Consider the following 26,484-nt stretch of genomic DNA (forward strand, 5'->3'; position numbering starts at 1 on the left):
CATGGCCGTCGAGACGCAGTCCCCCGGCAGCTTGGGGGCGTTCGGCGTGCGTGTGCTTCGTGCGCCCGCTCTGCACTCCGTCGTCGCCGCCGTTCTCGTCGGCGCGCTCTTCCTGATCGGGACCGGGGCCGATCCCATCGGGGCGTACGGCTCCGTCGTCAGTGGGGCGCTCGGGCCCGACGGGATCGGGGCCACGCTGACCACCGGAACCAGCATCATCGGGCTCGCCGTCGCCCTCGCCATTCCGATGCGGGCCGGGCTGCTGAACCTCGGCGGGGACGGGCAGTTGGTGCTCGGTGGGATCGCGGCCGCCGCCACGGGGCTCTACTCGCCGCTGCCCGCGCCGCTCACCGTCGTCGCCGCGCTGCTCGCGGGGATGGCGGCCGGCGGCGCGTACGCCGCGCTCGCCGCGGTGTGCCAGAACCGGTTCGGCGTACCGCTGTTGGTCAGCAGTCTGCTGCTCGGGTATCCGGCCATGTCCTTCGCCTCCTATCTCGCGCGCTTCCCGCTCAAGGAGGAGGGGTCGAGCCTGCCGCAGACCCGGCGGCTGCCGGACGGGGTGGAGCTGCCCGCCTTCGGGGCTTCGACCGTCACCGTGGGCCTTGTGCTCGTGGCGGTCGCCGCCGCCGTGTACCTCTTCGCGGACGCCCGTACCGCCGCCGGATACGAGATCCGCATGACGGGACTCAATCCGCGTTTCGCCGCGTACGCCGGGGTCGACCGGCCCAAGCTGACGCTGCGTCTGATGGCGCTGTCCGGCGCCGTCGCGGGCCTGGTCGGCGCGATCGGCGTGCTCAGCTTCCCGTACCGCTTCATCGACGGGTCGCTCACCGCCGCCGGGCACACCTGGACCGGCCTCACCGCCGCCCTGCTCGCCGCCGCCGCGCCCATCGGGACCGCGCTCGCCGCGCTGTTCTTCGCCGCGCTCGAAGTGGGCGGGCTCGCCATGGAGCGGACCACGGAGGTGCCGCGCGAGCTGACCCAGGTCCTGCAGGCCGTCGTCATCGTCTTCCTCGCCGCCCGGCTGAATCTGACGTGGCGGCGCGCCAGGAAGAAGCCCACCGACCCGCAGGACGCGAAGGAAGTGAGCGTGCGATGAGCGTCGACTCCGCCCTGTTCCACTCCGCGCTGCTCGCGCTCACCCCGATCCTGCTCGCCGCGCTCGGCGGCGCGATCTGTGAGCGGGCCGGCGTCTTCAACATCGGCCTCGAAGGCATGATGCTGGTCGGCTGCTTCAGCGGCGTCGCGGGCAGCTGGTTCACCGGAAGCGCCTGGCTGGGTGTCTTGTTCGCCGCCCTCGCTTCGGCGGCGTACTCGATGATCCTGGCCGTCGGGACGATCAGTCTGCGCGGCGACGCCGTCGTCCTCGGCGTCGCGCTGAACCTCCTCGCGGTCGGGCTCACCGGATTCCTGTTGCGTACGGTCTTCGGCGTGCAAGGCACCTTCTCCGACCCGGAGTTGGCGGGGCTCGGCGGCATCGGCATCCCGTTCGTCGGTCCCGTCCTGTCCGGGCACTCCGCCCTCGTGTATCTGTCGTGGGCCGCCGTCGCCGTGGCGGCGGTGTTCCTCGCCCGCCACCCCTGGGGCCTGCGGCTTCGCGGCGTCGGCGAGGCGCCCGACGCCGCGGCGACGCTGGGCGTCGGTCCGGCGAAGTACCAGTACGCGGCCGTCCTGACGTCCGGGGTCCTGTGCGGGCTCGCGGGCGCTCAACTCGCCCTGGGCAACGTCACGTTGTTCTCCGAGAACATGACGGCGGGCCGTGGCTGGATCGCCGTGGTGGCCGTGATGCTGGGCCGCGCGCTGCCCCTTGGCGTGCTGCTCGCGGGGCTGCTCTTCGGCATCGCGGAGGCCGTCGGCTTCCGGCTGCAGGGGCTCGGCATGCCGCAGCAGGCGACCGACGCGGCTCCGTACGTGGTGACGCTGGTCGCCCTCTTCCTGTCCACGGCGCGCAGGCGCCGCCGCAAGTCCCCGGCATCCCCGCCATCCCCGGCATCTCCCGTATCCCCGGTAGGAGAACCCGCATGACGACGTCGCCCGGCGACACACTGCCCATCACCCGCGTCCCCCGCACCGGCCTGCCCACCAGCGCGGTCGTCGTCGGCGACCCGGCCCGCGCGGCGGCCGTCGCCGACCTCCTCGCCGACGCGAAGGAGGTGTCGTACCACCGCGAGTACCGCACCTTCACCGGCACCTGGCAGGGCACGCCCGTCGTGGTCGCATCGCACGGCGTCGGCGCGCCGGGGGCGATCCTCCTCTTCCAGGAGCTGGCCGAGGCGGGCGTCACCACCATCCTGAGGCTCGGCACGGCGGGCGCGATCCGCCCCGGCATCGGCGACGGCGACCTGGTCATCGCCGACGCGGCGGTGCGCGACGACGGCGTGACGGGGCAGCTGATCCCCGCCGAGTACCCGGCGTTCTCGACCCCGGAGGCGGTCATCGCGCTCCAGCGCGCCGCGCGGGCGGCCGACGCGCCGTACCACCGGGGCGTGGTGTGGACGCGGGCCGCGTTCCAGCCGGGCTTCCTGCCGCTGCCCGGCGAGGCGTACGCGGCGGCCGGGATCGCCGCCATCGAGATGGAGCTCTCGGCGCTGCTCGTCTTCGCCGCCACGCACGGCCTGGTCGCCGGCGGCGCGCTCGTCGTGGACGGCGCCAACGCCGACGAGCTGGTCGACGAGGAGGCCACCGGCGGCTACAACCCGCACCGCAACGTGGTCGCCGAGGGAGTCGACCGGGGCGCCCGGATAACCTTGGACGCGCTGCGCCTGCTGGCCGGCGCCGACCACTGAGCCGCGCCCCCGCCCCCAGGCCGACGAAGACCACGGAGAACGGAACCGATGCACCCCACTGACCTGCCGGCCCAGGACCGGGGCGGCTCCGTCGATCTCCTGGTCCACGGCGGCGACGTACTCACCGTCGACCCGTCGGGCACCGTCGTGACGGACGGCGCGGTCGCCGTCCGCGACGGGAAGATCATCGAGGTCGGCCCTGCGGAGCGGCTGCGGGCCACGTACGAGGCGGCCGACGAGCTGGACGCCCAGGGCTGTCTCGTCCTTCCCGGCCTCATCAACACGCACACGCACCTGGCGATGACGCTGTTCCGCGGCATCGCCGACGACGTCACGCTGCAGGGCTTTCTGGCCCGGGTGATCCCGGCCGAGGCGGAGCGGCTCTCGCCCGAGACGGTCACGGCGGGGATGCTCGGCGCGATCGCCGAGTCCGTACGCGCCGGGGTCACCGCCGCGCTCGACATGTACTGGTTCCACGAGGCGGCCGAGGCGGTGGCCCGCGACGCCGGGTGGCGGCTGCTCACCGGACCCACGTTCATGGACGTGCCGGGCCCGCCGGACGGCCGCGCCTACGCCGACCGGCTCGGCTGGGCGGCGGCCGACCTCGCCGCCCGCACCCCGGCGCCGGGCACACGCCCGGTGCTCTTCGCGCACTCCGTGTACACCCTGGTGCCCGAGCAGCTGACGGCGATCACAGCGCTCGCCCGTGAGCACGGGGCCCTCCTTCACATCCACGCCGCCGAGAACGCGGGCGAGGTGGCAACCGTCGTCGAGCAGCACGGCATGCGCCCCGTGGAGCTGCTCGAATCGCTCGGCGTGCTCGGCCCCGACACGCTGCTCGCCCACGCCGTCGACCTCACGGACGCGGAGATCGCGGCCATCGCCCGCACCGGCACGGCGGTAGCGCACTGCCCGGTGTCGAACCTGAAGCTGGGCTGCGGCATAGCCCGCGTCCCCGACCTCCTCGAAGCGGGCGTCACGGTGGGCCTCGGCACGGACGGCGCGGTGAGCTCCAACACCCTCGACCTGCTCGGCGCGGTGAACCTCGCGGCGCTGGTGCACAAGGCGGGCGGCGACCCGACGGCGGTCGGCGCCGAGCAGGCGGTCCGCATGGCGACCATCGAGTCGGCGCGGGCGCTGGGCCTCGCCGACCAGCTCGGCTCGCTCGAACCGGGCAAGCGAGCGGACCTGATCGTCCTGGACCTCTCGCGGCCGCACCTCACGCCCCGGCACGACCCGTGGTCGATGCTGGCGTACAGCGCCGCGTCCTGCGACGTCCGCGACACGGTCGTCGACGGCCGGGTCCTGATGCGCGACCGTACGCTGGAAACCGTGGACGAACAGCAAGCGCTCGGCGCCCTGCGGGACGCGGCGGCATCCACCGCACCGATCAGCACCTCCGAAGTGGCAAGCACCGTATGACCTCCGAAACGGCCTTCGAGCCCACCCGCGGCTTCACCGGCCGCGCCCGTGCCGCCGACCGCGATCCGCGGCTGCCGCCCGGCCAGTACGACGCGGCCGACGGCTGGCCCGTCCTGTCCGCCGAGGTGACGCCCGAGCTGACGCCCGACGACTGGACGTTCCGCGTCGACGGCCTCGTCGCGGCGCCCCGCACCTGGACGTGGGACGAGGCGCACGCGCTGCCCGCGTCCGAGTACCGCGGGGACATCCACTGCGTGACCAGCTGGTCCAAGTTCGGGGTGCGCTTCGGCGGGGTGAGCCTCGACGCGTTCCTGGCCGCCGCGGGGCCGCGCCCCGAGGCCACGCACGTCGTCGCGTACTCGCACACCGGCTACACCACGAACCTCCCCCTGTCCGACGTCACGGAGGGCAGGGCCTGGATCGTCTGGGAGTACGGGGTCGGTCCCCTGCCGCCCGAGCACGGCGGGCCCGCCCGCCTGATCGTCCCGCACCTCTACTTCTGGAAGAGCGCGAAGTGGATCGCGGGGCTGCGGCTCCTCGACCACGACGAGCCGGGCTTCTGGGAACAGAACGGCTATCACCACCGGGGCAATCCCTGGCGGGAGGAGCGCTACTCCGGTGACTGACACCTTCGTACCCCCTACGCGGTTCGCCGTGCCCGGCAGGATCGCGGTGAGCAATCGCGCGGCGGCCGTCTGGCAGCGGGCGACGGTCGTCGAGATCCGCCGGGAGACGCCCGCCGCTTCGACGTTCCGTCTCAAGGTGCCCGACTGGCAGGGACATCTGCCGGGCCAGCACCTGATGCTGCGCCTGACGGCTCCGGACGGCTATGTCGCCCAGCGCCACTACTCGATCGCGTCCGCTCCTGGGGACGCGGAGGCGTCCGGCGAGATCGAACTGACCCTGGACCATGTGCCGGGCGGCGAGGTGTCCGGGCACCTCCACACGGTGGCCCGCGTCGGCGACACCGTCGAGGTGCGGGGCCCGCTGTCCGGCTTCTTCGCCTGGCCCGGAGACCGGCCGGCACTGCTCCTGGGGGCAGGCTCTGGGGTGGTCCCCCTGATGTCGATGCTGCGGCACTGGCGGAAGGCGGGGCCGAGCGTCCCGCTGCGGCTCCTGGTCTCCGCCCGTACGCCGGCGGATCTCATCTACGCGGATGAGTACGGGGACGAGACGCGGGTGATCCTCACGGGTACGGAGGGCCGCCTGGCAGCGCGGCACCTGGCCCCGCTGCTTTCCTCGTCCTCGCTGCCCGATGGCGGCTGGGAGGCGTACATCTGCGGCTCGAACGGTTTCGCGGAGCATGCGTCGCGCCTGCTGGTGGCCGCGGGCCAGCCGGTGGACCGGGTCCGGATCGAGCGGTTCGGCTAGACCGCCGCTTCGCGGCGGATCATTCCCGCCCTCCCCCAAGCTCTTAATGAGCAGGGGGACCCCCTTCCCCATTGCCCTGCAGCGCATCCCGTCCGGTGCGGCTGCGCCGGATGTACCGCGCGGAGGCGGAGGCTCAGGCCTCTGCTTCGTGAGGTCCGTCGGAGTCCGTGATCGACCGCTCCAGCTTGGACATCAGACGGGCCAGGCCGTCCTTCTCCAGACGGTCGATGCGCAGCGTCACCCCGGCCGACGAGACCAGCCCGGAGTCCGCGAGCTGCCCTGCGGTGAGCCGGTAGGGCGCCCCGGCCCTGCGCAGCGCGGTCAGTACGTCGAATCCGGCGACCGCGAGGCCGTGCCGCTCGATCGCGGTGGTGAGCCTGGTGTTGTAGGGCAGGAAGGTGCGGTGCAGCCGGGCGAGCACCTCCAGGGGCGAGGTGTCGAGCTCGGGCCGCTCTCTGGCCCCGTACGGAAACATCCGTTCGGACCGATCCGTACGGAAATCTTAGCCCTGAGAGATGTACGTATTCGCCTGACCCACGTGCGCAAGAACCCTGGGACACGCCATAATCATCCGAATACATCGGATGTCTTCTGTCTTGTGAGGCGAGGTCCCCATGGCTGTCACCGACGAAGCCATCGAAAAGATCAAGGGCATGATCGTCTCCGGCGCGCTGCGCCCCGGCGACCGGCTGCCCAAGGAGAGTGAACTCGCCGCCGACCTGGGCCTTTCGCGCAACTCACTGCGCGAGGCGGTGCGCGCACTCTCCCTGATCCGCATCCTCGACGTACGACAGGGCGACGGCACCTATGTCACCAGCCTGGATCCTCAACTGCTCCTCGAAGCACTGAGCTTCGTCGTCGACTTCCACCGCGACGACACGGTCCTGGAGTTCCTCGCGGTGCGCCGCATCCTGGAGCCGGCGGCCACGGCCATGGCGAGCGCTCACATCACCGAGGCCGAACTGGACGTACTTACCTCCCAGTTGGATGCCCTCGGCGCGGCCCCTTCGGTGGAGGAACTGGTCGCCTGCGACCTGGAGTTCCACCGCGGCATCGTGCAGTCGTCCGGCAACTCGGTGCTCTGTTCGCTCCTCGACGGTCTCTCCGGGCCCACCACCCGGGCCCGCATCTGGCGCGGCCTCACCCAGGAGGACGCCGTCAGCCGCACCCTGCACGAGCACCGGGCGATCCTCACCGCACTGCGGGACCGCGACGCGGAGGCGGCCAGGTCGTGGGCGACGGTACACATCGCGAGCGTCGAGCAGTGGCTGCGCTCGACGCTGTGACCCGGCACTGCGCCTCGACGCTGTAAAGCACATGGCAAAGCACATGGCGCCGAGGGAGTGCGCGGCCCTCCGGCGGGGCAGTGATCCGGTCACCGAGCGGCCATAAGGGGGCTGCGGAGGGCCCCGGCGGACGCCGTAAGGTTGGGGCGTACGTAAAGGACGTCGGAAGGAGGCCTGGGTGATCGAGCTCGAGGGGGTACCCGAGCTGGTCGACCCGGTCATGGTGGCCGCGTTCGAGGGCTGGAACGACGCCGGCGACGCCGCCTCCACAGCGGTCGCGCATCTCGACAAGGAGTGGAAGGGCGAGGTCTTCGCGGCGCTGGACGCCGAGGACTACTACGACTTCCAGGTCAACCGCCCCACGGTCTTCCTGGAGGGCGGCGTCCGCAAGATCACCTGGCCGACGACCCGGCTCTCGGTGATCCGCGTGGGCGGCGACAAGCCGCGCGACCTCGTCCTGGTGCGCGGGATCGAGCCGTCGATGCGCTGGCGTTCGTTCTGCAACGAGATCCTGGGCTTCGCCCACGAGCTGGGCGTGGAGCTGGTGGTGATCATGGGCGCGCTGCTCGGCGACACCCCGCACACCCGCCCGGTGCCGGTCAGCGGCGTCACCTCCGACCCGGACCTGGCGCGGACCATGGACCTGGAGGAGACGAAGTACGAGGGCCCGACGGGCATCGTCGGCATCCTCCAGGAGGCGTGCACGCACGCGGGCGTCCCGGCGGTCAGCCTCTGGGCCGCGGTGCCGCACTACGTATCGCAGCCGCCGAACCCGAAGGCCACGCTCGCGCTCCTGAACCGCCTGGAGGACCTCATCGACCTGCGGATCCCGCTGGGCGACCTCGCCGAGGACGCCCGCGCCTGGCAGGTGGGCGTGGACCAGCTCGCGGCCGAGGACAGCGAGGTCGCCGAGTACGTCCAGTCGCTCGAGGAGGCCAGGGACACGGCCGAGCTGCCGGAGGCGTCCGGCGAGGCCATCGCCCGCGAGTTCGAGCGCTATCTGCGGCGGCGCGACGGCGGGGGTCCGACGCCGGGTGAGCGCACCCGGCCGCCGAAGCCTCAGCAGCGGCCGGGGACGGACGAGGACAGCGGCGGCGCCGGCAGCAGCGGCAGCGGCACCGGCGAGGAATCCGGACCCTCTGATTCCTCCGAGGACTGACGAGGACACGAGGACTGAACGAGCGCGGGGCGGCATCCTGAAGGATGCCGCCCCGTCGCGTTGCCCCGAACTTGGCCGGATCGCACCGTGACATCGCCTTCCGGACGAATTGCACGGGCTTCCCCGGTCACCTTGATTTCAAACTCAGTTGGGGCAATGGGGGGTGGACGAGCGCGCCGGGCGGTAGCAAGGTGTGCCCCGAAGGCGCGGCCACAGCGCGCAGCACGGCACCCGCAGGACCCCGAGTACCGAAGGGAGCGGTGAAGCGATGACCGACCAGGCAGAGCCCGCGGGAGGCCCGGGAGCCAGTGGCCCTGGGCCCGACGGAGCGGGATTCACCTACCGGCCGGCCGAGCAGGAGCTGATCGTCGTCGCACGGCCCGAGGCCCGGCTGCGGGCCGGTACGCAGGGCATCCGCTCGGCGGCGGGCTCCGATGTGTCGGCCCTGAACATGTTCCTCAGCGATGAACAGCTCGCCCTGGAGCCGCTGTTCGGCAACGAGGACCGACTGCGGTCCGCCATGCAGCGGGACGGTGACGGCGGCGACGACGTACCGGATCTGGCGCTCTTCTACCGGGTCCGCGGCGGCGAGAGCCGCGCCCAGGAGCTGCGCTCGCGGATGGCGGCGCTGCCCGGGATCGACACGGCGTACGTCAAGCCCGGTGCCGTCCCCGCCTCGCTCGGCGCGACGGGCAGGCCGCAGCCACCGCCGCAGCGCCAGGAGCTGTCCCCGGAGGGCGACTCCGGGCGGCGCAAGGAAGGCGCCCCCGTCACCCCCGACTTCACCGGCCGCCAGGGCTATCTGCGCCCGGCCCCCGAGGGCGTCGACGCGCTCTGGGCCTGGCAGCGGCTCGGCGGTTCGGGCGAGGGCGTGACGGTGATCGACATCGAGGGCGCCTGGCAGCTCGGGCACGAGGACCTCACGTCCAAGCTCGCCGGGGTGGTCATCGGGACCCCCCTCCAGGACATCGCCTGGCGCAACCACGGCACGGCGGTGATCGGCGTGATCGGCGGCGACCGCAACTACGTGGGCATCTCCGGCATCGCGCCGGAGTCGGTGACCGCGGCCGCCTCCTTCCAGCCGCTCGGCACCGCGGCCACGATCCACGCGGCGGCGGAGCGCCTGTCCCCCGGCGACATCATCCTCATCGAACTGCACCGCCCGGGACCGCGGTTCGACTTCGAGCCGCGCGACGACCAGAAGGGCTACATCGCCCTGGAGTGGTGGCCGGACGACTACGCGGCGATCCGGTACGCCACCGCGAAGGGCGTCATCGTCGTCGGCGCGGCCGGCAACGGCGCCGAGTCCCTGGACGACGCGGTGTACGAGCGCAGGCCCGACGAATTCCCCGAGTGGTGGCGCAACCCCTTCAACCCGTCCAACCGGCCTTCGGGCGCCGTCCTGGTCGGCGCGGGCGCACCGCCGCCCGGCACGCACGGCCGCGACCACGGCCCGGACCGCTCGCGCCTCGCGTTCTCCAACTACGGGGCCCGCGTGGACGCCCAGGGCTGGGGCCGCGAGACCACCACGACCGGCGGCTTCTGGGACCGGCCCGGGGACCTCCAGGGCGGCGCCGACGAGATCGCCTGGTACACGGACACGTTCTCCGGCACCTCGTCCGCATCGCCGATCGTCGTCGGCGCCCTGGCCTGTCTGCAGGGCATGCTGAAGGCCGCGGGCCAGCAGCTGATGACCCCGGACCGGGCGCGGGCGATGCTCAGGTCGACGGGCTCTCCGCAGCAGGACGCACCGGGGCGCCCCGCGTCCCAGCGGATCGGCAACCGGCCCGACATCAAGGCGGCGGTCACGAACCTGCTGCCCTCCGCGGTGGGCTCCGGACGTGCCGAGCGCTACTGGGACGAGCTGTTGCCCTATCCGCCCGAACTCCCGCCACGGCTCCGGCTGTTCGTCGCCGGGGAGTGGCGCAACCTCAACGACCCGTCCCCGGACATCCGCCAGGCGGTGCACGCCGCCTTCGCGGGGGGACATCCCGACGTACGGGTCTGGTTCTCGGACGACGAGGTCGTCGGTCTGGTCGTCACGGGCTGACGCACGACGCGCCGTCACGGGCACCAAAGCAGCACGCGCATTGCTGAAGCACCACAACCATTGAGGGAAGGTGGCACCCGCATGAGCACCACCCCGCAAATGAGTCCCATGCAGCAGCAAGGCCAGCAGTACGGACCTCAGCAGCAGTACGGCTCCCAGCAGGGCCAGCAGCAGGGCCCCAGCACGGCCCCGCCGCAGCAGTTCGGCCAGCAGCAGGGCCAGCAGCCGTTCGGTCAGCAGCAGCCGTTCGGCCAGCAGGGCATGCAGGGCATGCAGGGGCAACAGGGCATGCAGGGACAGCAGGGCATGCAGCAGGTCCCGCCGCAGCTGCGCCAGCAGCTGCAGCAGCTCGGCCAGCAGCAGCCGTTCCAGCAGCTGCTCCAGCAGTTCGGCCAGGAGCAGGTCCCGCAGGCGCAGGCCCCCCAGATCACGACGCAGGCGCTCGCGTCCAACATCGCGACGACGTTCTGGGACGTCGTCCAGCCGCTGCCCGGCCAGGCATCGGTCCTTTACCTGCACGTCGACGGCGCCTGGCGGGCGTTCATCAACCCCAACCCGCAGACCCACGACGAGGTCCAGGAGGCGTTCGCCTTCGGGCAGCCGGTGATCGGCTACTACGACACCAACAACCCGGGCTACCTGCTGGCCATCGTGGTCACGAAGTGACGGTCACCACCGCCACGTGAACAGACGGCGGCGCCGGGCGGAGTCCTTCCCGCCCGGCGTCGCTCCCTGCCCGCGGGGGCTAGGCGCAGCTGAACCTCGCCGCGGCCCAGTCCCCGTGGTCCCCGCTCTTGGAGCCGTTGGTGTCGCTCACCTTCAGCTCCACGTGCCGGGCCCCGCTGACATCGACGTCCACGGGCACGGTCGCCGATGCGCCCGTCACCTTCGGCGAGGTCCACAGCACCTTGCCGTCGGCCTCGACCGAGAAGGCGACCTCTCCGTAGCCGTTGATCTCGTCGTCGATGCCCGCGTCGGCGGTGAACTTCGTGCACTGCCCGCCCGTGTAGACCTCGATCACGGAGTCGGCGTGCACGCCGATCCCCTTCTCGTACGTCTTTCCCGCGAGGGTCAGCGTGTGGCCGTCATCGGCTCCCGACTCGCCGTTGCTGCGGTCGCGTTCGGCGGGTCCGTAGCCATTGGCGGCCTTCAGCCAGACCATGTCGCTCGCCCAGGTGTCGGCCGTCGGCGCCGGCGGCATGACGGCGACCGCGATCCGCTGTCCCGCGGTGCGGTCCTGTCCCGCCGAGCGGTAGCGGGCGCTCGCGTCGAGCGGCTGCTCACCGGGGTCGGCGTCCTTGGCCGGGGTGACGGCCACCTCGACGCGGCGGGTGGTTCCTGCGGGTACGCGGTCGGCCTTCGCGGTTCCGACCGTCCAGCCATCGGGTGCGTCGAGGGTGACCTCGACAGCCGTGGCGTCCCGCGTGCCCGCCGTGATGTCGACGGCGACCTTGCCGGCGGCTCCCGCGCCCAGCTCCTGGCCGGCGGGGGCGCTCACCGCCGCGGTCGCGCCGGGCACGGCACCGCCGACCGCGCTGGTGTCGTCCAGGTCGAGCTCGAAGGCCCGGTCGGTACGGAGCGCCGCCGTCTTCACCTTGACGACCCCGCCCCGGTCGTCCCGGTCGTAGAACCAGCCCTGCGCCGCCTTCTCGTACGCGTCCTTCGACACGAACCGGGGCAGCTCCCTGCCGGAGAGCTCCACGCCGCTGGGCGCGTCCCCGGTGTGCAGCGTGAACGCGTAAGGCCGCTTGGTCTGCTTCCCGCTGAACGCACCCTTGCTCGCGCCGATCCGCACCCGCACGTCGCCCTTGCCCGCGCGGGGCGCCTCGACCTCGGCGCGCTGGGTGGCGTACTTGCCGTCGCGGTGCTGCCGGGTCACGCCGTCGTCCTCGTACAGCTCGAAGGAGGAACTGCCCTGCGGGTAGATGTCCCAGGCCATCGGCGAATCGGCGGTGCGGTCCTTGTAGGACCTGATGCCGCCGGGCCACATCGGCACGGTGGCACCGCCCTTGACGAAGAGCGGCAGGGTGTCGATGGGGGCGCTGTAGCCGTCTACGGTCGTCGGCCCCTGATACGTACGACCGCTCCAGTAGTCGGTCCACGTCCCCTTCGGGAGGTAGATGCCGTCCCGGACGGTGGTGTCCTTGTAGACGGGCGCCACAAGGAAGTCCTCGCCCGTCAGGAACTCGTACTTGGCGGCGTCGGTGGCGGCCTTCGGGTCGTCGGGGTATTCGAGTGCCAGCGGCCGTACGGCACCCACTCCCGTCTTCGTCGCCTCGTGCCCGTGCGAGTAGAGATAGGGCAGCAGCGCCTCGTGCAGCTTGAGGTACTTGCGGTTGATGGAGGTGTAGGGCTCCCCGTGCCGGAAGGGCTGCTTGTCGGTGGCGGCCCAGCCGTCCATCGTCATCGTGACCGGCAGGAACGACTTCCACTGAAGGTCACGTACGTACGTCTTGGCGCTGCCGCCGAAGATGCCGTCCACGTCACCCGTCGTGTAGGCAAGGCCGGACATGGTCGCGCCCGCGTACGTGGGGATCTGCCAGCGGATGTACTCCCAGCTGCCGCTCTGGTCGCCGGACCACTGCACCCCGCAGCGCTGGGCGCCCGACCAGCTCTCCGGGGCCCAAGTGAAGCCCCGCGCATCGCTGTTGTCCTCGATCCCCTTGTACGCGTCCTTGCAGCCGTCGAGCGCCTTCTTGTAGCCGTCGCCGACCCAGGCGACGTCGAGCTTGGCGACGCGCTGGCCCGCCTTGACCTGGTCGCCGATCTGGTCGATGCCGTCCTCGGTCCACAGGCCGAGCTGCATGTCGCGGTCCTGGAGGCCCTTGGCGGTCTCGGCGAGGTCTTCGTAGCCGCAGCCGTAGCCGTCGTTGACGAGCATCCACCCGCCCGGCATGTCGTGCTTCAGATACTCGTCGGCGACCTTCAGGGAGTCGAGGGTGTGCCGTTCCCCTTGGTTGGCGTTGTGGAGATAGCAGTCGGCGTCACCGATCTCCAGCCCGTAGACGGGCGGCAGGAACGGCTTTCCGGTGAGCTTCGTGTACTGCCCGATGACGTCCTTGGCGGCGTCGCTGCCGCGTCCGGCGAAGTAGTAGGCGTCGAAGCGCTGTTCCTTGGCGGTGGCCGTCACCGGCTCGGCGAAGTCGTAGGTGCCCGGCGCGTACGTATTACGGAAGACGCCGTACCCCTCCGAAGACAGGTAGAAGGGCACGGAGTTGGGGTGCCCGCCGTCGTCCCAGTTGTAGTCGACGCTCACCTCGACCTTCTTGCCGCGGTGCGAGGTGTTGCCGCGCCCGTTCTGCATGCCGGCGCCGTAGAACTGCTCGTCGGCGCCGCGCGCCAGGCTCTGCGTGGTGGCGTCCTTCGTCCAGGACAGGCCCTTGGACTCGGCCCAGATCTCGGTCCCGTCGGCGCGGTGGAGCGCGAACCGGAGGGGCGACTTGTAGGCGCGCAGGGTCACTTGGGAGGTGCTCAGTTCGTAGCGGTCGCCCTTGTCGGCCCACTTGGTGCTCGGCGGCTCGCCCTGCGGAAGGACGATGTCCTTGCCGGTCGGGTCGGTGAAGTCGCCCTCGGGGGCGAGTTCGAGCCGGAACGTCTCCTTCGATACGAAGCTGACGCGGGCCTCGGCCTTGCCCGCGCCGATCCGGTAGACGGACCCGTCGGCGGCGAAGTCCGTGACGTCCCCGACGGTGGTCGCGGGCTCGTCGGCGGCCTGCGCGGCACCGCCGCCGGGTCCGGCGAAGGCCGCGAGGAGTCCTAGCAGGGCGGCGGCGAGCGCCGCCCGTCTGAAGCGAGTGGGTGATCTCATGGCGGAGGTCTAGCGCTTCAACGGCCGCCGCGGCCATGGACTTTGATGGGCCGCTCCTGGATTTCCGGAGCGGCCCATGCGGGCGAGATGAGCCGGAGGGGCTCGGTATAGAGCCTGTCGAGGGGGTCCCCCCTGCTCTTTAAGAGCTTGGGGGAGATTGAGGACGAGCCCGAAGGGCGATTCGACCCCGGGGGTAGCAGCTACAGGGCCACGCCGAGCAACGCGTCAACGGCACGCGATACGACGCCGGGGGCGCCCTCGTCCGTACCGCCGTCGGCGTCCTGGCGGGCGGCCCAGCGGTCGACGGCGGCGAGCGCCGTCGGTGCGTCCAGGTCGTTCGCGAGGGCCTCGCGGATCTCCTCGACCAGCGCGTCGGCCGACGGCCCGTCGGGGCGGGAGACGGCGGCCCGCCAGCGCCCGAGGCGCTCGACGGCGTCCCGCAGGACGTCGTCGGTCCACTCCCAGTCCGCGCGGTAGTGGTGCGCGAGGAGGGCGAGACGGATGGCGGCCGGGTCGGTCCCGTCCCGCCGCAGCTTCGACACGAAGACGAGGTTGCCCTTGGACTTGGACATCTTCGCGCCGTCCAGGGCGACCATGCCGGCGTGCACATACGCCTTGGCGAACGGGTGCTCGCCGGTCAGGACCTGCGCGTGCGAGGCGCCCATCTCGTGGTGCGGGAAGGCGAGATCCGATCCGCCGCCCTGCACGTCGAAGCCCATCCCCAGATGGTCGAGGGCGATGGCCACACACTCGATGTGCCAGCCGGGCCGGCCGCGGCCGAGAGAGGCCCCGTCCCAGCTCGGCTCGCCCTCGCGGGCGGCCATCCAGAGCATCGGGTCCAGCGGGTCCTTCTTGCCGGGGCGCTCCGGGTCGCCGCCGCGCTCGGCGGAGAGCAGTTTCATCGCGGCACGGTCGAGGCCGGAGACCTCGCCGAAGTGGGCGTCGGACTCGACGGAGAAGTAGACGTCCCCCTCCAGCTCATAGGCGGCGCCCATGTCACGGAGCCGTTCGACGAGCGGCACGATGCCGGGTATCGCCTCGACGGCTCCGATGTAGTGCTGGGGCGGCAGGAGCCGCAGCGCGGTCATGTCCTCGCGGAACAGCGCGGTCTCGCCCTCGGCGAGCTCGACCCAGTCCTTGCCGTCGCGGTTCGCGCGTTCGAGGAGCGGGTCGTCCACGTCGGTCACGTTCTGGACGTAATGAACCTGCCGCTTGGTGTCGAGCCACACGCGCTGCACAAGGTCGAACGCGTTGTAGGTCGCCGCGTGACCCATGTGGGTCGCGTCGTACGGAGTGATGCCGCAGACGTAGATACGGGCGACGGGACCGGGGTCAAGGGTGACAAGACCGCCGGTCGCGGTGTCGTGGATCCGGAGGTCGCGGCCCTTGCCAGGAAGGGCGGGGACCTCAGAAGCGGGCCAGGCATGCATGTCATGAGCCTAACCGGACGGGCCATCCGTATACGAGCGGGGATCAAGGTTTATCGTGGCGGAGGCGCCTTCACCGGGCGGGGGCGCCTTGTGCGGAGCCGGCTGCACCGCCGCTGCGCGGCGGATCTTTCCCGCCCACCCACCCGATTACCCCGCAGTCGCCCACCCGCCCTCCTCGTTGTGGGCAGGCGTTCCGCACGGCGGAACGGGTGGGCACAACGCAACACTGCCGGGTGCCGTTACACCGGGGGCCAGGGAATTGCCGGCCACTCCCCGCTGGGCGCCGGGTAGAGGCCAGACGCCAGCAACGCATCCACCCGCGTGCGGAGCGCGTCCACCTCGGCCCCAGTGATCAGCTTGCCCAGCCGCAGCGCAAGCGGGCCCGCCTCCCCCAGCGCGTCCCGCAGGGACTCCAGGACCGCCACCGCCTCGGCGCCCAGCGGCTCCCCCGCCCACCCCCACAACAGCGTCCGCAGCTTGTCCTCGGCGTTGAACGTGACCCCGTGGTCGATCCCGTACAACCGCCCCCCGGAAGCGACCAGCAGATGCCCGCCCTTGCGATCCGCGTTGTTGATCACCGCGTCGAGCACGGCGAGCCGCCGCAGCCTCACATCGTCCGCGTGGACGAGCAGCGCGGTCCGCCCCTCCCCCACATCGGCGAACCCGATCGCCTTCCAGCCCTCCCCCGGCTCCTCGCCCTCGACGAGGGCAAGCAGCTCCGCCGAGTCCGCCTCCTCCTCGGAGCCCTCGATCCACAGCTGGCACATGCCCTCGCCGTGCGGCCCGTCCCGCAGGACGGTCGGCGGCACAAGACCCCACCCCGTCGCCTCGGAGACCTCGTACGCCGCCACCTCGCGCTGGGCGAGGGTCCCGTCGGGAAAGTCCCACAGGGGCCGCTCCCCGGCGACGGGCTTGTAGACGCAGGCTGCCGTCTCGCCCTCGTACGCGACCGTGCAGTACAGCACCGCGTTCGACGCCTCGCGGATCCGCCCGCGCACGGTCAGCTCCCCGCGGGTGAGCAGCTCCATGGCGTCGGCGCCGGAGGCCGGACTCACGCGCCCCGCCGGTATCCGTTCTGGCGCGGGCATACGTGTCCTTCCGGGTCGAGCGGCAGACTGCACAGCGGGCACGGCGGCCGCCCCGCGTTCACCACGTCGAGGGCGCGCTTGGCGAAGGCACGGGCCTGCGCGCCGGTGAGCCGGACGCGCAGCATCGGCGGCCCGTTCTCCTCGTCCTGCAGAAGCCTTTCCTCGGCCTCGGCGAGATCCTCGTCCGATTCGGCGTCCAGCTCCACCAGGGCCTGCGCCTCGACGATCATCCGCTCCTCGTCGCCGTCCCAGGCGAGCGCCATCGTGCCGACCCGGAACTCCTCCTCGACGGGCGAGTCCAGGGGCGCGCTGTCACTGACCTCGCTGGGCGCGACGGCCGGCACGGGGGCGTTGCCGCCGCTGCGGCGGACGACCTCGTCGAGCAGTTCCTCCATGCGTTCGGCGAGCGCGGCCACTTGGGTCTTCTCCAGGGCGACGCTGGTCACCCGGGCTCCGGCGGTGGCCTGGAGGAAGAAGGTACGCCGACCGGGGAGCCCGACCGTTCCGGCCACGAAGCGTTCCGGCGGGTCGTAGAGGAACACCTGACGCGACACGTCCTGTCTCCATTGGGATCGACTGCGATGGATCACTTGCGGTGGTGCGGCGTGACCTCTGCACCCTACTGCGGCGGACGATCACGGTGCTCCCGCATCGCCACCCACCGCCGCGTCGCCCCCGGCGGGTACCTCGCGGGGCGCGAGCGACCCGAAGTCACCGGTGTCGCCCAGACGTACGAGGAACGGGCGAAGGCGCGTGTACCGGATGGCGGTGACGGAGCAGGGCTCTACGGAGATGCGCTGGAAGAGGTCGAGGTGGAGCCCGATGGCGTCGGCGATCAGGGACTTGATGATGTCGCCGTGCGAGCACATCAGGTACACCGCGTCCGCGCCGTGGTCGCGCTCCACGCGCGCGTTCCACTCGCGTACCGCCTCGGCGGCGCGCGTCTGCATGGCCCGCATGGACTCGCCGCCGGGGAAGGCGGCCGCCGACGGATGCTGCTGCACGACCTCCATGAGTGGTTCGTCGGACAGCTCGGCGAGCTTGCGGCCCGACCAGTCTCCGTAGTGGCACTCCCCGATGCGGTCGTCGGTGTGCGACCGCAGTCCCGGCCGCGCGGCGAGCAGCGGCGCGACGGTCTCCTGGCAGCGCTGCAGCGGGCTCGTGACGACTTCGGCGAGCGGCAGGTCCGCGAGGCGTCCGGGGAGCGCGGCGGCCTGCGCGGCACCGCGCTCGTCCAGAGCCACGCCGGGGGTCCACCCGGCGAGCAGGCCCGCGGTGTTGGCGGTGGATCGTCCGTGCCGGACGAGGATCAGCGTGGGCATGCGGGCCAGCCTAAGCCGCCGACGGGGTGCGCCCCGAGCGGAGGTTCGGAAGAATGCGCTCCGTGATCGTGGACTGCGCGCTGTACCGCGACGGGCGGAGGACCGAGTGCTCCGGCCACTTCTCGGACGCGCTCGCCGAGGCGCGCGCCACCGGCGACGCGTTCGTCTGGATCGGTCTGTACGAGCCGACGGAGTCGGAGTTCGACCAGGTCAGCGAGGAGTTCGGGCTGCATCCGCTGGCGGTGGAGGACGCCCTGAAGGCGCATCAGCGGCCCAAGCTCGAAGTGTTCGACGACTCGCTGTTCGTGGTCCTGAAGCCGGTCGCGTACGAGCCGGAGAGCGACGTCGTCTCGTCCGGCGAGATCATGGTCTTCATCGGCGACTGCTTCGTGGTGACCGTCCGGCACGGCGAGGAGTCGCCACTGGCTGCCGTACGCCATCGCATGGAGGCGGACCCCGAGGTGCTCAAGCACGGCCCGACGTCCGTCCTGTACGCGATCGCCGACGCCACGGTCGACCACTACTTGGACGTGGCCGGCGAGCTGCACACGGACCTGGAGGTCCTGGAGACGGAGGTCTTCTCGCCGGACAGCGGCGGCACCCGCAACACGGCGTCCGCGATCTACACGTTCAAGCGTCAGATCGTCGAGTTCCGCCGGGCCACGGGACCGTTGGCGATGCCCATGATGCGCCTCTCCGGAGCGGGCCCTTCCGCGCCGGACGTGCCGTTCGTGGAGGACACGGCCCGGCCGTTCTTCCGTGACGTCAGCGACCATCTGACGCGGGTGAACGACTCGGTGGACAGCCTCGACCGTCTGGTGTCCGACATCCTCTCCGCGCATCTGGCGCAGATGAGCGTGCGGCAGAACGACGACATGCGGAAGATCTCGGCGTGGGCCGCCATGGCCGCGGTCCCCACGATGATCGCGGGGGTCTACGGCATGAACTTCGACCACATGCCCGAGCTGCACTGGGTGTGGTCGTACCCGGCCCTGATCCTGCTGATGGCGGCGCTCGAAGTGTTCCTCCACCGGACGTTCAAGAGCCGCGGCTGGCTCTAGGGGCGGCTGCGGCTCCCGTCAGGCGAACTCGGGCGCCGAGGTGGCGGGCCCGCCCAGCGCGTCGCGCCGCTCGGGCATCTTCAGGGACACCATCCGCCGCCAGCCGCCAAGACGTTCGTACGCGTAGACGCCGTGGATGCCCGCGGCGAGCACCGCCGACTTGGCCTTCGGCCAGCCCAGGATGCGTCCCATGTGGTCCATCACGGCGAGGCTGACGTCGCGGTAGACGCGGATCTCGGCGAGCGCGCTCTCGCGCAGGGTGCGCTGAATGGCCCGGCCGTGCCCGGCGTGGGCGAAGCGGAGCAACTCCTCGTGGCAGTACGCCAGATGGTTGTCCTCGTCGTTCGAGATCATCTTGACCGCGCGGCCGATGTCGGGGTGGTCGGAGAAGTGCTTGCGCAGCAGCTGCATCTGCTCGGAGGCGCGCTGTTCGGTGACCCTGCTGTGCGCGAGATACGTGACGATGTCCTGCACGGTGAGCGGCTCGTCGGCCTTCAGCTGCTCGTGCGCGAGGCCGATGCCGTACTTCTCCAGAAGCATCGTGTAGTCGGTCTCGTGCGGGACCTCGACCGGTTCGAGGCCGCGCTTGCGCATCAGCGCGTTGAAGATCCGCCCGTGCTTGTCCTCGTCGGCGCCGTGCCGGACCACCTTGGGGGCCAGGGCACGCTCGCTCTCGGGGATCAGCGCCGCGATGCGCCCGTTCTCCCAGCCGCCCTGCGACTCGCCGCTGGCCGCGATGGAGCAGAACAGCCGGAACGACTCGTCGTTGTCGAGGATCTCCTCGAAGACACTCTTGGCCGAAAGCATCAGTGGCACCTCCATGCCCTCCGCGCGGACGTCCGCAAAGAACTAGTCAAATGCGATGTCGGCTTCCGGGCAACAGGGCTACGAGGCGGCTCCGCCAAATGGAGGACGGTCAGGCCGGACCAGGCCGTAACCGACGGGCTCCACGGCGCGTTGTTCCCCGTGACGGCCGTGGCGGGGAAGACCCCCCGAGCCCCCACCACGGCCGCAGAAACTCTCCCCTCCCCTTACGCCAGTCCGGCGCGCTCCAGTGCTTCCGTGCCCGCGCGCAGGGCCTTGATCCGCTCCTCCAGGGTGAAGCCCGCAGGGGACAGCGTGAGGGTGGTGACGCCGGCCGCCGCGTAGGCCTGCATCCGCTCGGCGATGCGGTCCACGGAGCCGAGCAGCGTGGTCGAGTCGATCAGCTCGTGCGGCACGGCGGCCGCAGCTCCTTCCTTGTCGCCGGACAGGTACTTGTCCTGGATCTCGGCGGCTTCCTTCTCGTAGCCCATGCGCTGGGCGAGCTGGTTGTAGAAGTTCTGCTTGCGGCTGCCCATGCCGCCCACGTAGAGGGCGGTGTACGGGCGGAACATGTCGGCGAGGCCGCGCACGTCGTCGCCGACCGCGAGCGGCAGCGTCGGGACGATGTCGAAGCCGTCCATGGTCTTGCCCGCCTTCTCGCGCCCGGCGCGCAGGTGGCGGATGGCGGTCTCCTCCAGGTGCTCGGCCGCGGGGAAGATCAGCAGGGCGCCGTCGGCGATCTCGCCGGTCTGCTCCAGGTTCTTGGGGCCGATCGCCGCGATGTACAGCGGGATGTGCTCGCGCTGCGGGTGGACCGTGAGCTTGATGGGCTTGCCGGGGCCGTCCGGCAGCGGCAGCGTCCAGTGCTCGCCCTCGTAGGAGAGGCGCTCGCGCGTCATCGCCTTGCGGACGATCTCGACGTACTCGCGGGTGCGGGCGAGCGGCTTGTCGAACCTGACGCCGTACCAGCCCTCGGAGACCTGCGGTCCGGAGACGCCGAGGCCCAGGCGGAAGCGGCCGCCGGAGAGCGAGTCGAGCGTGGCTGCCGTCATGGCGGTCATCGCGGGCTGCCGGGCCGGGATCTGGAAGATCGCGGATCCGATGTCGATACGTTCGGTCTGTGCGGCCACCCAGGACAGCACCGTCGCGGCGTCCGAGCCGTACGCCTCGGCGGCCCAGCAGACCGCGTAGCCGAGCTTGTCGGCCTCCTTGGCGACGGCGAGATTGTCGCCGTCCATTCCCGCGCCCCAGTAGCCGAGGTTGATCCCGAGCTGCATGGCCGAATCCCCTTACTGCGCAGTAACGTCCCTGTGCCGGGGACTGTAGCGCGTGCCGGTGAGGGCCGTCAGGGGCGGGCGGACGGGTGGCGGAGTTGTCCACAGGCGCCGGTTTGCCCACAGCCCCACCCGCCGCGGGGGCCCGGCCAGTAACCTCAGCGCCCATGGAGCAGAGGCATCTCGGCCGTACCGGCCTTCGCGTGTCCCGGATCGGACTCGGCACCCTCACCTGGGGGCATACCGACGAGAGCGACGCCGCCGACCTGTTGAAGGTGTTCTGGGAAGCGGGCGGCAGCCTCGTCGACACAGCGGATGTGTACGGCGACGGGGAGGCCGAGTATCTGCTCGGCAGGCTCATAGAACGGCTCGTGCCGCGGCGTGACCTGGTCATCGCCACCAAGGCGGGCAGCGTCCCCGACCCGGAGCGGCGCTTCGACGGCTCGCGGGGCCATCTGCTCTCCGCGCTCGACGCGTCGCTCGCCCGGCTCGGCACGGACCACGTCGACCTGTGGCAGGTGCACGCCTTCGACCCCGCCACACCGCTCGACGAGACGCTCCAGGCCCTGGACATCGCCGTCAGCAGCGGCCGCGCGCGCTATGCGGGCATCTCGAACTTCTCCGGCTGGCAGCTCGCCAAGGCGGCGACATGGCAGCTCGCGGCGCCGGGCACCCGCACCCGCCTGGCCAGTACGCAGATGGAGTACTCCCTGCTGCAGCGCGGCATCGAGCGCGAAGTGCTGCCCGCCGCGCAGGACCTGGGGGTGGGCCTGCTGCCGTCGTCGCCGCTGGGCCGTGGGGTGCTCACGGGCAAGTACCGGCACTCCACCCCCGCCGACTCGCGGGGCGGCTCCGAGCATCTCGCGCCGTTCGTCGCGCCCTACCTCGACGACGCCGCGAGCCGCATCGTCGACGCGGTCGCCACGGCCGCGGACGGCCTCGCGGCGACACCCCTCCAAGTCGCCCTGGCCTGGGTGCGCGACCGCCCCGGAGTGACCGCGCCGATCGTCGGCGCGCGCAACGCGCAGCAGCTCACGGCCGCTTTGTCAGTGGAGACCCTTAGTCTTCCTGACGAGATCTGCCAGGCGCTCGACGATGTGTCGGCGCCCGTGCACCGCTACCCCGATCAGGACTGGAGCACGCTGTGAGTACGGAGCCGGAAGCCGCTGCCGCGGAGGAAGCGGAGGCCGCTGCCGCGGAGGAGACCGGGGCGCAGGCGCCGGAGCCCGACGGCGCGGCCGACACCGACACCGCCACGGACGGTTCCGACGCGACGGCGGGGGCGGACGCCACCCCCGACACTGCCGCCGCCCCCGATGGCAACGGGCCGCAGGCCCCGAGCTCGGAGAGCGTGCTGGGCGCGACACCACCGGAGGCGGCAGGCGAGAGCAGCGCGGCCGACACGGAGGCAGCCGCCGAGCCGGAGGCTGCCCGCACTGACGGCGCCGAGAGCGACGCGGCCGACGCCGCCAGCACCGAAGCGGCCGCCACCGAAGCCAAGGAACTCTCCGAGACCGAGGCCGAGATCGCCGCCCAGCGCGAGCTGCGGGAGCGGATCGAGGAGCGCAAGGCCGCCAAGCAGGGCCCCGTCGACGCGGGGGCGAAGCTCAGCGGCAAGGCCGCCGACCTGCTGGCGGCCGTCCGTGCGGTGGAGAGCGGCGAGCAGCCGGTGGCCAGCGCCTTCCGCGAGCCCGCGCCGGCACCGCGCAGGGCGCCCGAGCCCCAGCCGGTGCGCCGGCCCCAGCCCGTGGCGGCCGCCGCGGGGCCCGACGACGAGGCCGTCGAGGCGGTCCGTGCCGTGCTCGCCGAAGGCGGGGCCCCCGCAGCCCTCGCCGCGCGCACGGCGGCGGCGCTCGGCGAGGGCGCCGACGCTCAACTGCGGGACGACCCCTGGCAGTTGCTCCGGGTCGGCGGCGTGCGCACCGAGCAGGCCGACGGGTTCGCGCGGGCGCTGCTCGGCGCGGAGTGCGGGCCCGACGACGAGCGCCGAGGGCGCGCGATCACCGTATGGCTCCTGGAGCAGGCGGCGGCCGCCGGGCACACGGCCCTGGACGCGTCGGCGCTCACCGCCGCGCTCGGGCAGCGTGCCGTGCCGGACCCGGACGCGGCGGTCCAGGGCGCCATCGCGGAGGGCGACATCCTCGTCTTCCAGGACGCCATCGAGACGCCCGGAGCACCGGCACCGGCACCGGCACCGGCGGACGACGAGGGCGAGGGCGAGGAGACCGAGCGCCCGGTCCGCGTCCTGGTGGGCCTCGAGCAGTACGCACTGGCCGAGGAGAGCCTCGCCGACGGGCTCGCCCGGGTGATCAACTCCCTGCCGAAGGAGGACGGTTCGGGACCGTCGGCGGCCGACTGGGAGGCCGCAGCGGGCGAGGCGACAGGTTCCACCGCCGAGCTGATCCGCGCGGTCGCCGGGCACGGGCTTGTCCTGCACACCGGCGGCGAGACGGCCCGCGCGGAGCCCGCCGCCCTGGCGGCCGCCGCCGAGGCGCTCGGCCTGCGGGTGTGCGCCGCCACGCACAGCGCCGCGGGGCGCCGGCGCCTGGCCGGGCTCGTCGGCTCTGACGAGGCGGCCGCCGTGACCGTGGCAGGGCTGCTCTCCGGGGTGGAGGGGCCGGGGCGGGACAGGGACGGTGCGCTCGCCCTCGACCTCCTGGTGGTCCTGGACGCACCGCAGCTGGACGTGGAGAGCGCCGCGATGCTGGTGGAGTCCCTGCCGGACGGCGCCCGTCTGGTGCTCAGCGGTGACCCGGGCGTGCTGTGGTCGGCGGGCCCCGGACGGGTCTTCGCGGACCTCGTCGCGGCGCGCTGCTGCCCGCAGGTCGTCTCCCGCACGCCGGATCCGGGTCCCATCGGGGAGCTGGTCTCCGGTGTCGGCATCGGCGAGCTGAACCAGGTCGACGCACCGGGCAAGGAGGTCGTGATCGTCCCCGTGCGGGACGCGGGCGAGGCGGTGCACCGCACGGTGCAGCTCGTGGCCGACTCCGTGCCGCGGGCGATCGGGGTGCCCCCGCAGGACACCCAGGTCATCACCCCCGGGCACGGCGGGGCGGCGGGCACGCGCGCGTTGAACGCGGCGCTCAAGGAGCGGCTGAACCCCGGCCCCGGCCGGTTCGGCGGCTTCGACCCGGGCGACCGCGTAGCCCATGTCCCGGCGCCGGGCCGCACGACTCTGGGCCGGGTGGTCCGGGCCGACGCGGAGGGGCTGCACCTGGAGTGTGACGGCGCGCCCGTCGTCGTACCGAAGGAGCGGGTGGAGCAGACGGTCCGCCACGCCTGGGCGCTGACCGCGCACCAGGCGGTGGGTCTGACGTGGCCCGCGGTGGTCGTGGTGCTGCCGGGCGACGCGACGGCCGCGTTGACCCGGTCCTGGGTCTACACCGCGTTCAGCCGCGGAGAGCGCCACCTGTCGGTGGTCCAGGGCGCGGAACAGGCGCTGCCTCGGGCGGTCGCGGAAGTCCTCCCGAAGGACCGCACCACCCGCCTGCAGACCCTCCTGCGCCCCCAGGTCCCGGCAACGACCTGACGGCAAGCCGGAAGGGGGGCGGGGGAAGCCCCCGTCCCCCCTTGGCCTGACCGCCCGGTCTGTCGCTGACCCGGCGGCTGGGTGGGGGAGGCGGGGGCACCACACCACTCACCTGAGGCGAAGCAGCAGGTCGCTCAGCGATCGGCGTCCAGCGGACTGCGGTCGTCGTCCACGTCGACGACGTCGACCGCGTCCGCCTCGTCCGCATCGTCGAGGTCATCGGACTCGTCCAGTTCCTCCACCGCCTCCAGCGCCAGCGCGGCAGCGGCCGCGACCTCCGCGTCGAGGTCCTCGTCGTCCAGTTCGTCGTCGAAGACGGTGCTGACGTCGAAGCGGCAGACGATCCGGTGCGGGTCCGCCTGGTCGAAGGGGAGCTCAAGCCACTCCCCCGGCTCGGCGGGCTCGTCGAGGGCGGTCACCCAGAGCGTGGAGTCGCCCTCCGCCAGGCCGAACTCCTTGTGCCGGGAGGCGATTTCGTCCGGTTCGAACTCGCCGAAGAGCACGCCGAGCGCGGCGTGCACACTGCTGCCGGCCGCCACGGCGGCCGGACTCTCGCCCGCCACCGTGTCCGCGTCGAGGTCCGCGACCCGCTGGGCCTGGGCGAGCAGCCGATGCGGCTCCGCCACGGTGTAGTCCCTGCGGATCAGCACGCTGAGCGCGTTCGGCTCCTCGGGTCCCTGGTACGGCGGCACGTCGCCGTCCGCGCCGGGGATCTCGAAGGGCGTGACCTCGTCGTAGCGGTCGTAGAGCAGCTCGTCATAGGTCTCGGCCGCGGCGGCCAGCTCGTTGAACGCTTCGTAGACGGCCGGGTCATCCTCCCCCGACCTGCGTTCGACCGCGGCAAGGTGGCGGTCGAGCGCGGTCTTGACCGCCTCGGCGGCGGCACGTACCTCGGCAGCGGTGGGCTGCGCAGCATCAGACATAGTGCAGACGCTATCCGTACCGGGGCTGTACTTGCACAATAGATGCGATGCCGGAATACGAATTTGTCGACGTGTATGTGCCACGCGGGGTCACCCGCAAGGAAACCACGCGTCTGCTGACAGACCACGCGGAGTACGGACACTGGGAGTTGGACCGCCTGAGCCTGCACTCGGACGGCAGCCGCAGGGTGCGGCTGAAGCGGCGGATCATCCGCCAGCTGCGGGCCACTTGGTAACGCGAGACGGACACAGAGTGACCTGATACGTACGGAACGGAGTGGGCCCCGCCGAGGCGGGGCCCACTCCGTTCCGCGCTGACGCCTGACGCCTGACGCGGCGCCCACGATCAGGCCGCGGACCGCGCCCTGCGGTACAGCACCGTCCCCGCGAGCAGCATGCCCGCGCCCACCGGCAGCGCCACACCCACCGGCAGCGAGCTGCCGGTCTGAGCGAGCTGGTCGGAGCCCTTGGGCGGGGTGACGAGCTGCGTACCCGGCCGGTTCGGCTCGGTCCGGTCGCCCGGCGGCTTCTCCCCCGGCGTGCTGGGGTGCTCCGGGTTGCCCGGATCCTGCGGCTTCTCGGGCGGCTGAGGCTTGCCCGGCGGCTCCGTCGGCGGCTTCTCGCCGCCCGGCGGGGACCCTTCGCCCGAGTCGTTGGCACACTCGTTGCCGGTGGTCGCGTTGCCGAGACCACCGATGGTGACGCTGTTGCCGCAGACGTTCACGGGCACGTCGACCGGCACCTGGACGCTGTTGCCGGAGCCGACGCCCGGCGAGTCACCGGTGTGCACGTCGGCCTGCGCCCCGCCCCCCGAGGGCTGCGCACCGCTGTCGCCCCCGTCGGAGGTGTTGGCGCAGTTGTTGCCCGCCGCGGGATTGAGTACGCCGACCACATTGACGCTGTTGCCGCACACGTTGACCGGAACGTGCACGGGGAGCTGCACGGAATTGCCGGAAAGCACACCCGGCGAATCCGAACTGCTTCCGGCGGCGCCCGAGTCGGCCTGTGCGTAGCCACCGCCGATGGCGAGTACGCCGGTCGCGGCCGCCACTGTGATCAGGCCTTTTCGAGTGACCTGTCGCATAGGTTCTACCTGCCTTATGACCTTCTGGAAGGCGCACGCGCCTCGGGGCACGTGCGCGGTATGCCCGAAGGCCCCGGAGCGCATGGC

24 protein-coding genes are annotated in these 26,484 nt (G+C 72.0%); 14 read left to right on the forward strand and 10 right to left on the reverse strand.

Annotated elements, in window-relative coordinates; genetic code table 11:
- The first annotated feature begins 1 nt into the window (after position 1).
- Genes AB0G47_RS21850 through AB0G47_RS21875 form a run of 6 tightly spaced genes read left to right on the forward strand, consistent with a single transcriptional unit; the run spans position 2 to position 5,579 of the window.
- Positions 2-1,099: an ABC transporter permease gene (locus AB0G47_RS21850; RefSeq protein WP_360772300.1), complete on the forward strand. Its 1,098-nt coding sequence runs from the start codon at positions 2-4 to the stop codon at positions 1,097-1,099.
- Positions 1,096-2,025: an ABC transporter permease gene (locus tag AB0G47_RS21855; RefSeq protein ID WP_360772302.1), complete on the forward strand. Its 930-nt coding sequence runs from the start codon at positions 1,096-1,098 to the stop codon at positions 2,023-2,025. The genes AB0G47_RS21850 and AB0G47_RS21855 overlap by 4 nt, the downstream gene beginning before the upstream one ends.
- A complete protein-coding gene (locus AB0G47_RS21860) occupies positions 2,022-2,786 on the forward strand; it encodes a purine-nucleoside phosphorylase (protein WP_360772305.1) in 765 nt (254 codons plus the stop codon). Before AB0G47_RS21855 ends, AB0G47_RS21860 begins: the two co-directional genes overlap by 4 nt.
- 48 nt (positions 2,787-2,834) lie before the next feature.
- Positions 2,835-4,208, forward strand: coding sequence for an amidohydrolase (locus tag AB0G47_RS21865; RefSeq protein ID WP_360772307.1), 1,374 nt, complete (start codon positions 2,835-2,837; stop codon positions 4,206-4,208).
- Positions 4,205-4,834, forward strand: a complete 630-nt coding sequence (locus tag AB0G47_RS21870; RefSeq protein ID WP_360772310.1) for a sulfite oxidase-like oxidoreductase — start codon at positions 4,205-4,207, stop codon at positions 4,832-4,834. The genes AB0G47_RS21865 and AB0G47_RS21870 overlap by 4 nt, the downstream gene beginning before the upstream one ends.
- A complete protein-coding gene (locus tag AB0G47_RS21875; RefSeq protein ID WP_360772312.1) occupies positions 4,827-5,579 on the forward strand; it encodes a ferredoxin reductase in 753 nt (250 codons plus the stop codon). Before AB0G47_RS21870 ends, AB0G47_RS21875 begins: the two co-directional genes overlap by 8 nt.
- A 133-nt stretch (positions 5,580-5,712) precedes the next feature.
- Here AB0G47_RS21875 and AB0G47_RS21880 read toward each other — a convergent pair whose 3' ends face one another.
- Complete coding sequence (locus AB0G47_RS21880) at positions 5,713-6,054, reverse strand: MarR family transcriptional regulator (protein ID WP_360772314.1); 342 nt, start codon at positions 6,052-6,054, stop codon at positions 5,713-5,715.
- A 139-nt stretch (positions 6,055-6,193) separates the two neighbouring features.
- On the opposite strand from AB0G47_RS21880, the gene AB0G47_RS21885 reads away from it, so the two are divergent.
- From AB0G47_RS21885 to AB0G47_RS21900, 4 genes are all read left to right on the forward strand, one after another.
- Complete coding sequence (locus tag AB0G47_RS21885) at positions 6,194-6,865, forward strand: FadR/GntR family transcriptional regulator (protein WP_360772316.1); 672 nt, start codon at positions 6,194-6,196, stop codon at positions 6,863-6,865.
- Positions 6,866-7,043: 178 nt separating this feature from the next.
- Positions 7,044-8,024: a PAC2 family protein gene (locus AB0G47_RS21890; RefSeq protein ID WP_360772318.1), complete on the forward strand. Its 981-nt coding sequence runs from the start codon at positions 7,044-7,046 to the stop codon at positions 8,022-8,024.
- Between the two features lie 268 nt (positions 8,025-8,292).
- Complete coding sequence (locus AB0G47_RS21895) at positions 8,293-10,074, forward strand: S8 family peptidase (RefSeq protein ID WP_360772321.1); 1,782 nt, start codon at positions 8,293-8,295, stop codon at positions 10,072-10,074.
- 81 nt (positions 10,075-10,155) lie between these two features.
- A complete protein-coding gene (locus tag AB0G47_RS21900; RefSeq protein WP_360772324.1) occupies positions 10,156-10,740 on the forward strand; it encodes a hypothetical protein in 585 nt (194 codons plus the stop codon).
- 79 nt (positions 10,741-10,819) lie between these two features.
- On the opposite strand, the gene AB0G47_RS21905 is transcribed toward AB0G47_RS21900, so the two are convergent.
- The 5 genes from AB0G47_RS21905 to AB0G47_RS21925 form a co-directional block, all read right to left on the reverse strand.
- A complete protein-coding gene (locus tag AB0G47_RS21905; protein WP_360772326.1) occupies positions 10,820-13,882 on the reverse strand; it encodes an NPCBM/NEW2 domain-containing protein in 3,063 nt (1,020 codons plus the stop codon).
- Positions 13,883-14,082: 200 nt separating this feature from the next.
- Positions 14,083-15,312: a cysteine--1-D-myo-inosityl 2-amino-2-deoxy-alpha-D-glucopyranoside ligase gene (mshC, locus tag AB0G47_RS21910; RefSeq protein WP_360772329.1), complete on the reverse strand. Its 1,230-nt coding sequence runs from the start codon at positions 15,310-15,312 to the stop codon at positions 14,083-14,085.
- Positions 15,313-15,551: 239 nt separating this feature from the next.
- Positions 15,552-16,400, reverse strand: a complete 849-nt coding sequence (locus tag AB0G47_RS21915) for an SCO1664 family protein (protein WP_360772332.1) — start codon at positions 16,398-16,400, stop codon at positions 15,552-15,554.
- On the reverse strand, positions 16,364-16,954 hold the full coding sequence (locus AB0G47_RS21920; RefSeq protein WP_266868801.1) for a DUF3090 domain-containing protein: 591 nt from the start codon (positions 16,952-16,954) through the stop codon (positions 16,364-16,366). The genes AB0G47_RS21915 and AB0G47_RS21920 overlap by 37 nt, the downstream gene beginning before the upstream one ends.
- Before the next feature lie 81 nt (positions 16,955-17,035).
- On the reverse strand, positions 17,036-17,722 hold the full coding sequence (locus AB0G47_RS21925) for a histidine phosphatase family protein (protein ID WP_360772335.1): 687 nt from the start codon (positions 17,720-17,722) through the stop codon (positions 17,036-17,038).
- Between the two features lie 62 nt (positions 17,723-17,784).
- Between AB0G47_RS21925 and corA the strand changes: the two genes are divergently transcribed.
- Positions 17,785-18,783 carry a magnesium/cobalt transporter CorA gene (gene corA, locus AB0G47_RS21930; RefSeq protein ID WP_360772447.1) on the forward strand — a complete coding sequence of 333 codons (999 nt, stop codon included), beginning with the start codon at positions 17,785-17,787 and terminating at the stop codon, positions 18,781-18,783.
- 18 nt (positions 18,784-18,801) lie between these two features.
- Here the strand turns inward: corA and AB0G47_RS21935 are convergent, their stop codons facing one another.
- On the reverse strand, positions 18,802-19,590 hold the full coding sequence (locus AB0G47_RS21935; protein WP_360772337.1) for a ferritin-like domain-containing protein: 789 nt from the start codon (positions 19,588-19,590) through the stop codon (positions 18,802-18,804).
- 224 nt (positions 19,591-19,814) lie between these two features.
- Positions 19,815-20,864: an LLM class F420-dependent oxidoreductase gene (locus AB0G47_RS21940; RefSeq protein ID WP_360772340.1), complete on the reverse strand. Its 1,050-nt coding sequence runs from the start codon at positions 20,862-20,864 to the stop codon at positions 19,815-19,817.
- A 164-nt stretch (positions 20,865-21,028) separates the two neighbouring features.
- Here AB0G47_RS21940 and AB0G47_RS21945 point away from each other — a divergent pair, with 164 nt between their 5' ends.
- The gene (locus AB0G47_RS21945) at positions 21,029-22,009 is read left to right on the forward strand and encodes an aldo/keto reductase (protein ID WP_266868795.1); all 981 of its coding nucleotides are present in this window, start codon (positions 21,029-21,031) and stop codon (positions 22,007-22,009) included.
- Positions 22,006-24,390: a helix-hairpin-helix domain-containing protein gene (locus AB0G47_RS21950; protein WP_360772342.1), complete on the forward strand. Its 2,385-nt coding sequence runs from the start codon at positions 22,006-22,008 to the stop codon at positions 24,388-24,390. The genes AB0G47_RS21945 and AB0G47_RS21950 overlap by 4 nt, the downstream gene beginning before the upstream one ends.
- A 134-nt stretch (positions 24,391-24,524) precedes the next feature.
- On the opposite strand, the gene AB0G47_RS21955 is transcribed toward AB0G47_RS21950, so the two are convergent.
- The gene (locus AB0G47_RS21955) at positions 24,525-25,313 is read right to left on the reverse strand and encodes a hypothetical protein (protein WP_360772345.1); all 789 of its coding nucleotides are present in this window, start codon (positions 25,311-25,313) and stop codon (positions 24,525-24,527) included.
- A 47-nt stretch (positions 25,314-25,360) separates the two neighbouring features.
- On the opposite strand from AB0G47_RS21955, the gene AB0G47_RS21960 reads away from it, so the two are divergent.
- Positions 25,361-25,549, forward strand: coding sequence for a DUF5703 family protein (locus AB0G47_RS21960; protein WP_360772348.1), 189 nt, complete (start codon positions 25,361-25,363; stop codon positions 25,547-25,549).
- A 110-nt stretch (positions 25,550-25,659) separates the two neighbouring features.
- Here AB0G47_RS21960 and AB0G47_RS21965 read toward each other — a convergent pair whose 3' ends face one another.
- On the reverse strand, positions 25,660-26,397 hold the full coding sequence (locus tag AB0G47_RS21965; RefSeq protein WP_360772351.1) for a chaplin family protein: 738 nt from the start codon (positions 26,395-26,397) through the stop codon (positions 25,660-25,662).
- Positions 26,398-26,484 lie beyond the last annotated feature (87 nt).

Source organism: Streptomyces sp. NPDC021622 (assembly GCF_040640795.1).
Classification (GTDB): Bacteria; Actinomycetota; Actinomycetes; order Streptomycetales; family Streptomycetaceae; genus Streptomyces.

What these genes read in the sequence shown, in the direction of transcription:
- AB0G47_RS21850 (WP_360772300.1), top strand. Translation starts at nt 2, where the DNA reads ATGGCCGTCGAGACGCAGTCCCCCGGCAGCTTGGGGGCGTTCGGCGTG.
- AB0G47_RS21855 (WP_360772302.1), top strand. Translation starts at nt 1,096, where the DNA reads ATGAGCGTCGACTCCGCCCTGTTCCACTCCGCGCTGCTCGCGCTCACC.
- AB0G47_RS21860 (WP_360772305.1), top strand. Translation starts at nt 2,022, where the DNA reads ATGACGACGTCGCCCGGCGACACACTGCCCATCACCCGCGTCCCCCGC.
- AB0G47_RS21865 (WP_360772307.1), top strand. Translation starts at nt 2,835, where the DNA reads ATGCACCCCACTGACCTGCCGGCCCAGGACCGGGGCGGCTCCGTCGAT.
- AB0G47_RS21870 (WP_360772310.1), top strand. Translation starts at nt 4,205, where the DNA reads ATGACCTCCGAAACGGCCTTCGAGCCCACCCGCGGCTTCACCGGCCGC.
- AB0G47_RS21880 (WP_360772314.1), bottom strand. Translation starts at nt 6,054, where the DNA reads ATGTTTCCGTACGGGGCCAGAGAGCGGCCCGAGCTCGACACCTCGCCC.
- AB0G47_RS21885 (WP_360772316.1), top strand. Translation starts at nt 6,194, where the DNA reads ATGGCTGTCACCGACGAAGCCATCGAAAAGATCAAGGGCATGATCGTC.
- AB0G47_RS21895 (WP_360772321.1), top strand. Translation starts at nt 8,293, where the DNA reads ATGACCGACCAGGCAGAGCCCGCGGGAGGCCCGGGAGCCAGTGGCCCT.
- AB0G47_RS21900 (WP_360772324.1), top strand. Translation starts at nt 10,156, where the DNA reads ATGAGCACCACCCCGCAAATGAGTCCCATGCAGCAGCAAGGCCAGCAG.
- AB0G47_RS21905 (WP_360772326.1), bottom strand. Translation starts at nt 13,882, where the DNA reads ATGAGATCACCCACTCGCTTCAGACGGGCGGCGCTCGCCGCCGCCCTG.
- mshC (WP_360772329.1), bottom strand. Translation starts at nt 15,312, where the DNA reads ATGCATGCCTGGCCCGCTTCTGAGGTCCCCGCCCTTCCTGGCAAGGGC.
- AB0G47_RS21915 (WP_360772332.1), bottom strand. Translation starts at nt 16,400, where the DNA reads ATGCCCGCGCCAGAACGGATACCGGCGGGGCGCGTGAGTCCGGCCTCC.
- AB0G47_RS21925 (WP_360772335.1), bottom strand. Translation starts at nt 17,722, where the DNA reads ATGCCCACGCTGATCCTCGTCCGGCACGGACGATCCACCGCCAACACC.
- AB0G47_RS21935 (WP_360772337.1), bottom strand. Translation starts at nt 19,590, where the DNA reads ATGCTTTCGGCCAAGAGTGTCTTCGAGGAGATCCTCGACAACGACGAG.
- AB0G47_RS21940 (WP_360772340.1), bottom strand. Translation starts at nt 20,864, where the DNA reads ATGCAGCTCGGGATCAACCTCGGCTACTGGGGCGCGGGAATGGACGGC.
- AB0G47_RS21945 (WP_266868795.1), top strand. Translation starts at nt 21,029, where the DNA reads ATGGAGCAGAGGCATCTCGGCCGTACCGGCCTTCGCGTGTCCCGGATC.
- AB0G47_RS21955 (WP_360772345.1), bottom strand. Translation starts at nt 25,313, where the DNA reads ATGTCTGATGCTGCGCAGCCCACCGCTGCCGAGGTACGTGCCGCCGCC.
- AB0G47_RS21960 (WP_360772348.1), top strand. Translation starts at nt 25,361, where the DNA reads ATGCCGGAATACGAATTTGTCGACGTGTATGTGCCACGCGGGGTCACC.
- AB0G47_RS21965 (WP_360772351.1), bottom strand. Translation starts at nt 26,397, where the DNA reads ATGCGACAGGTCACTCGAAAAGGCCTGATCACAGTGGCGGCCGCGACC.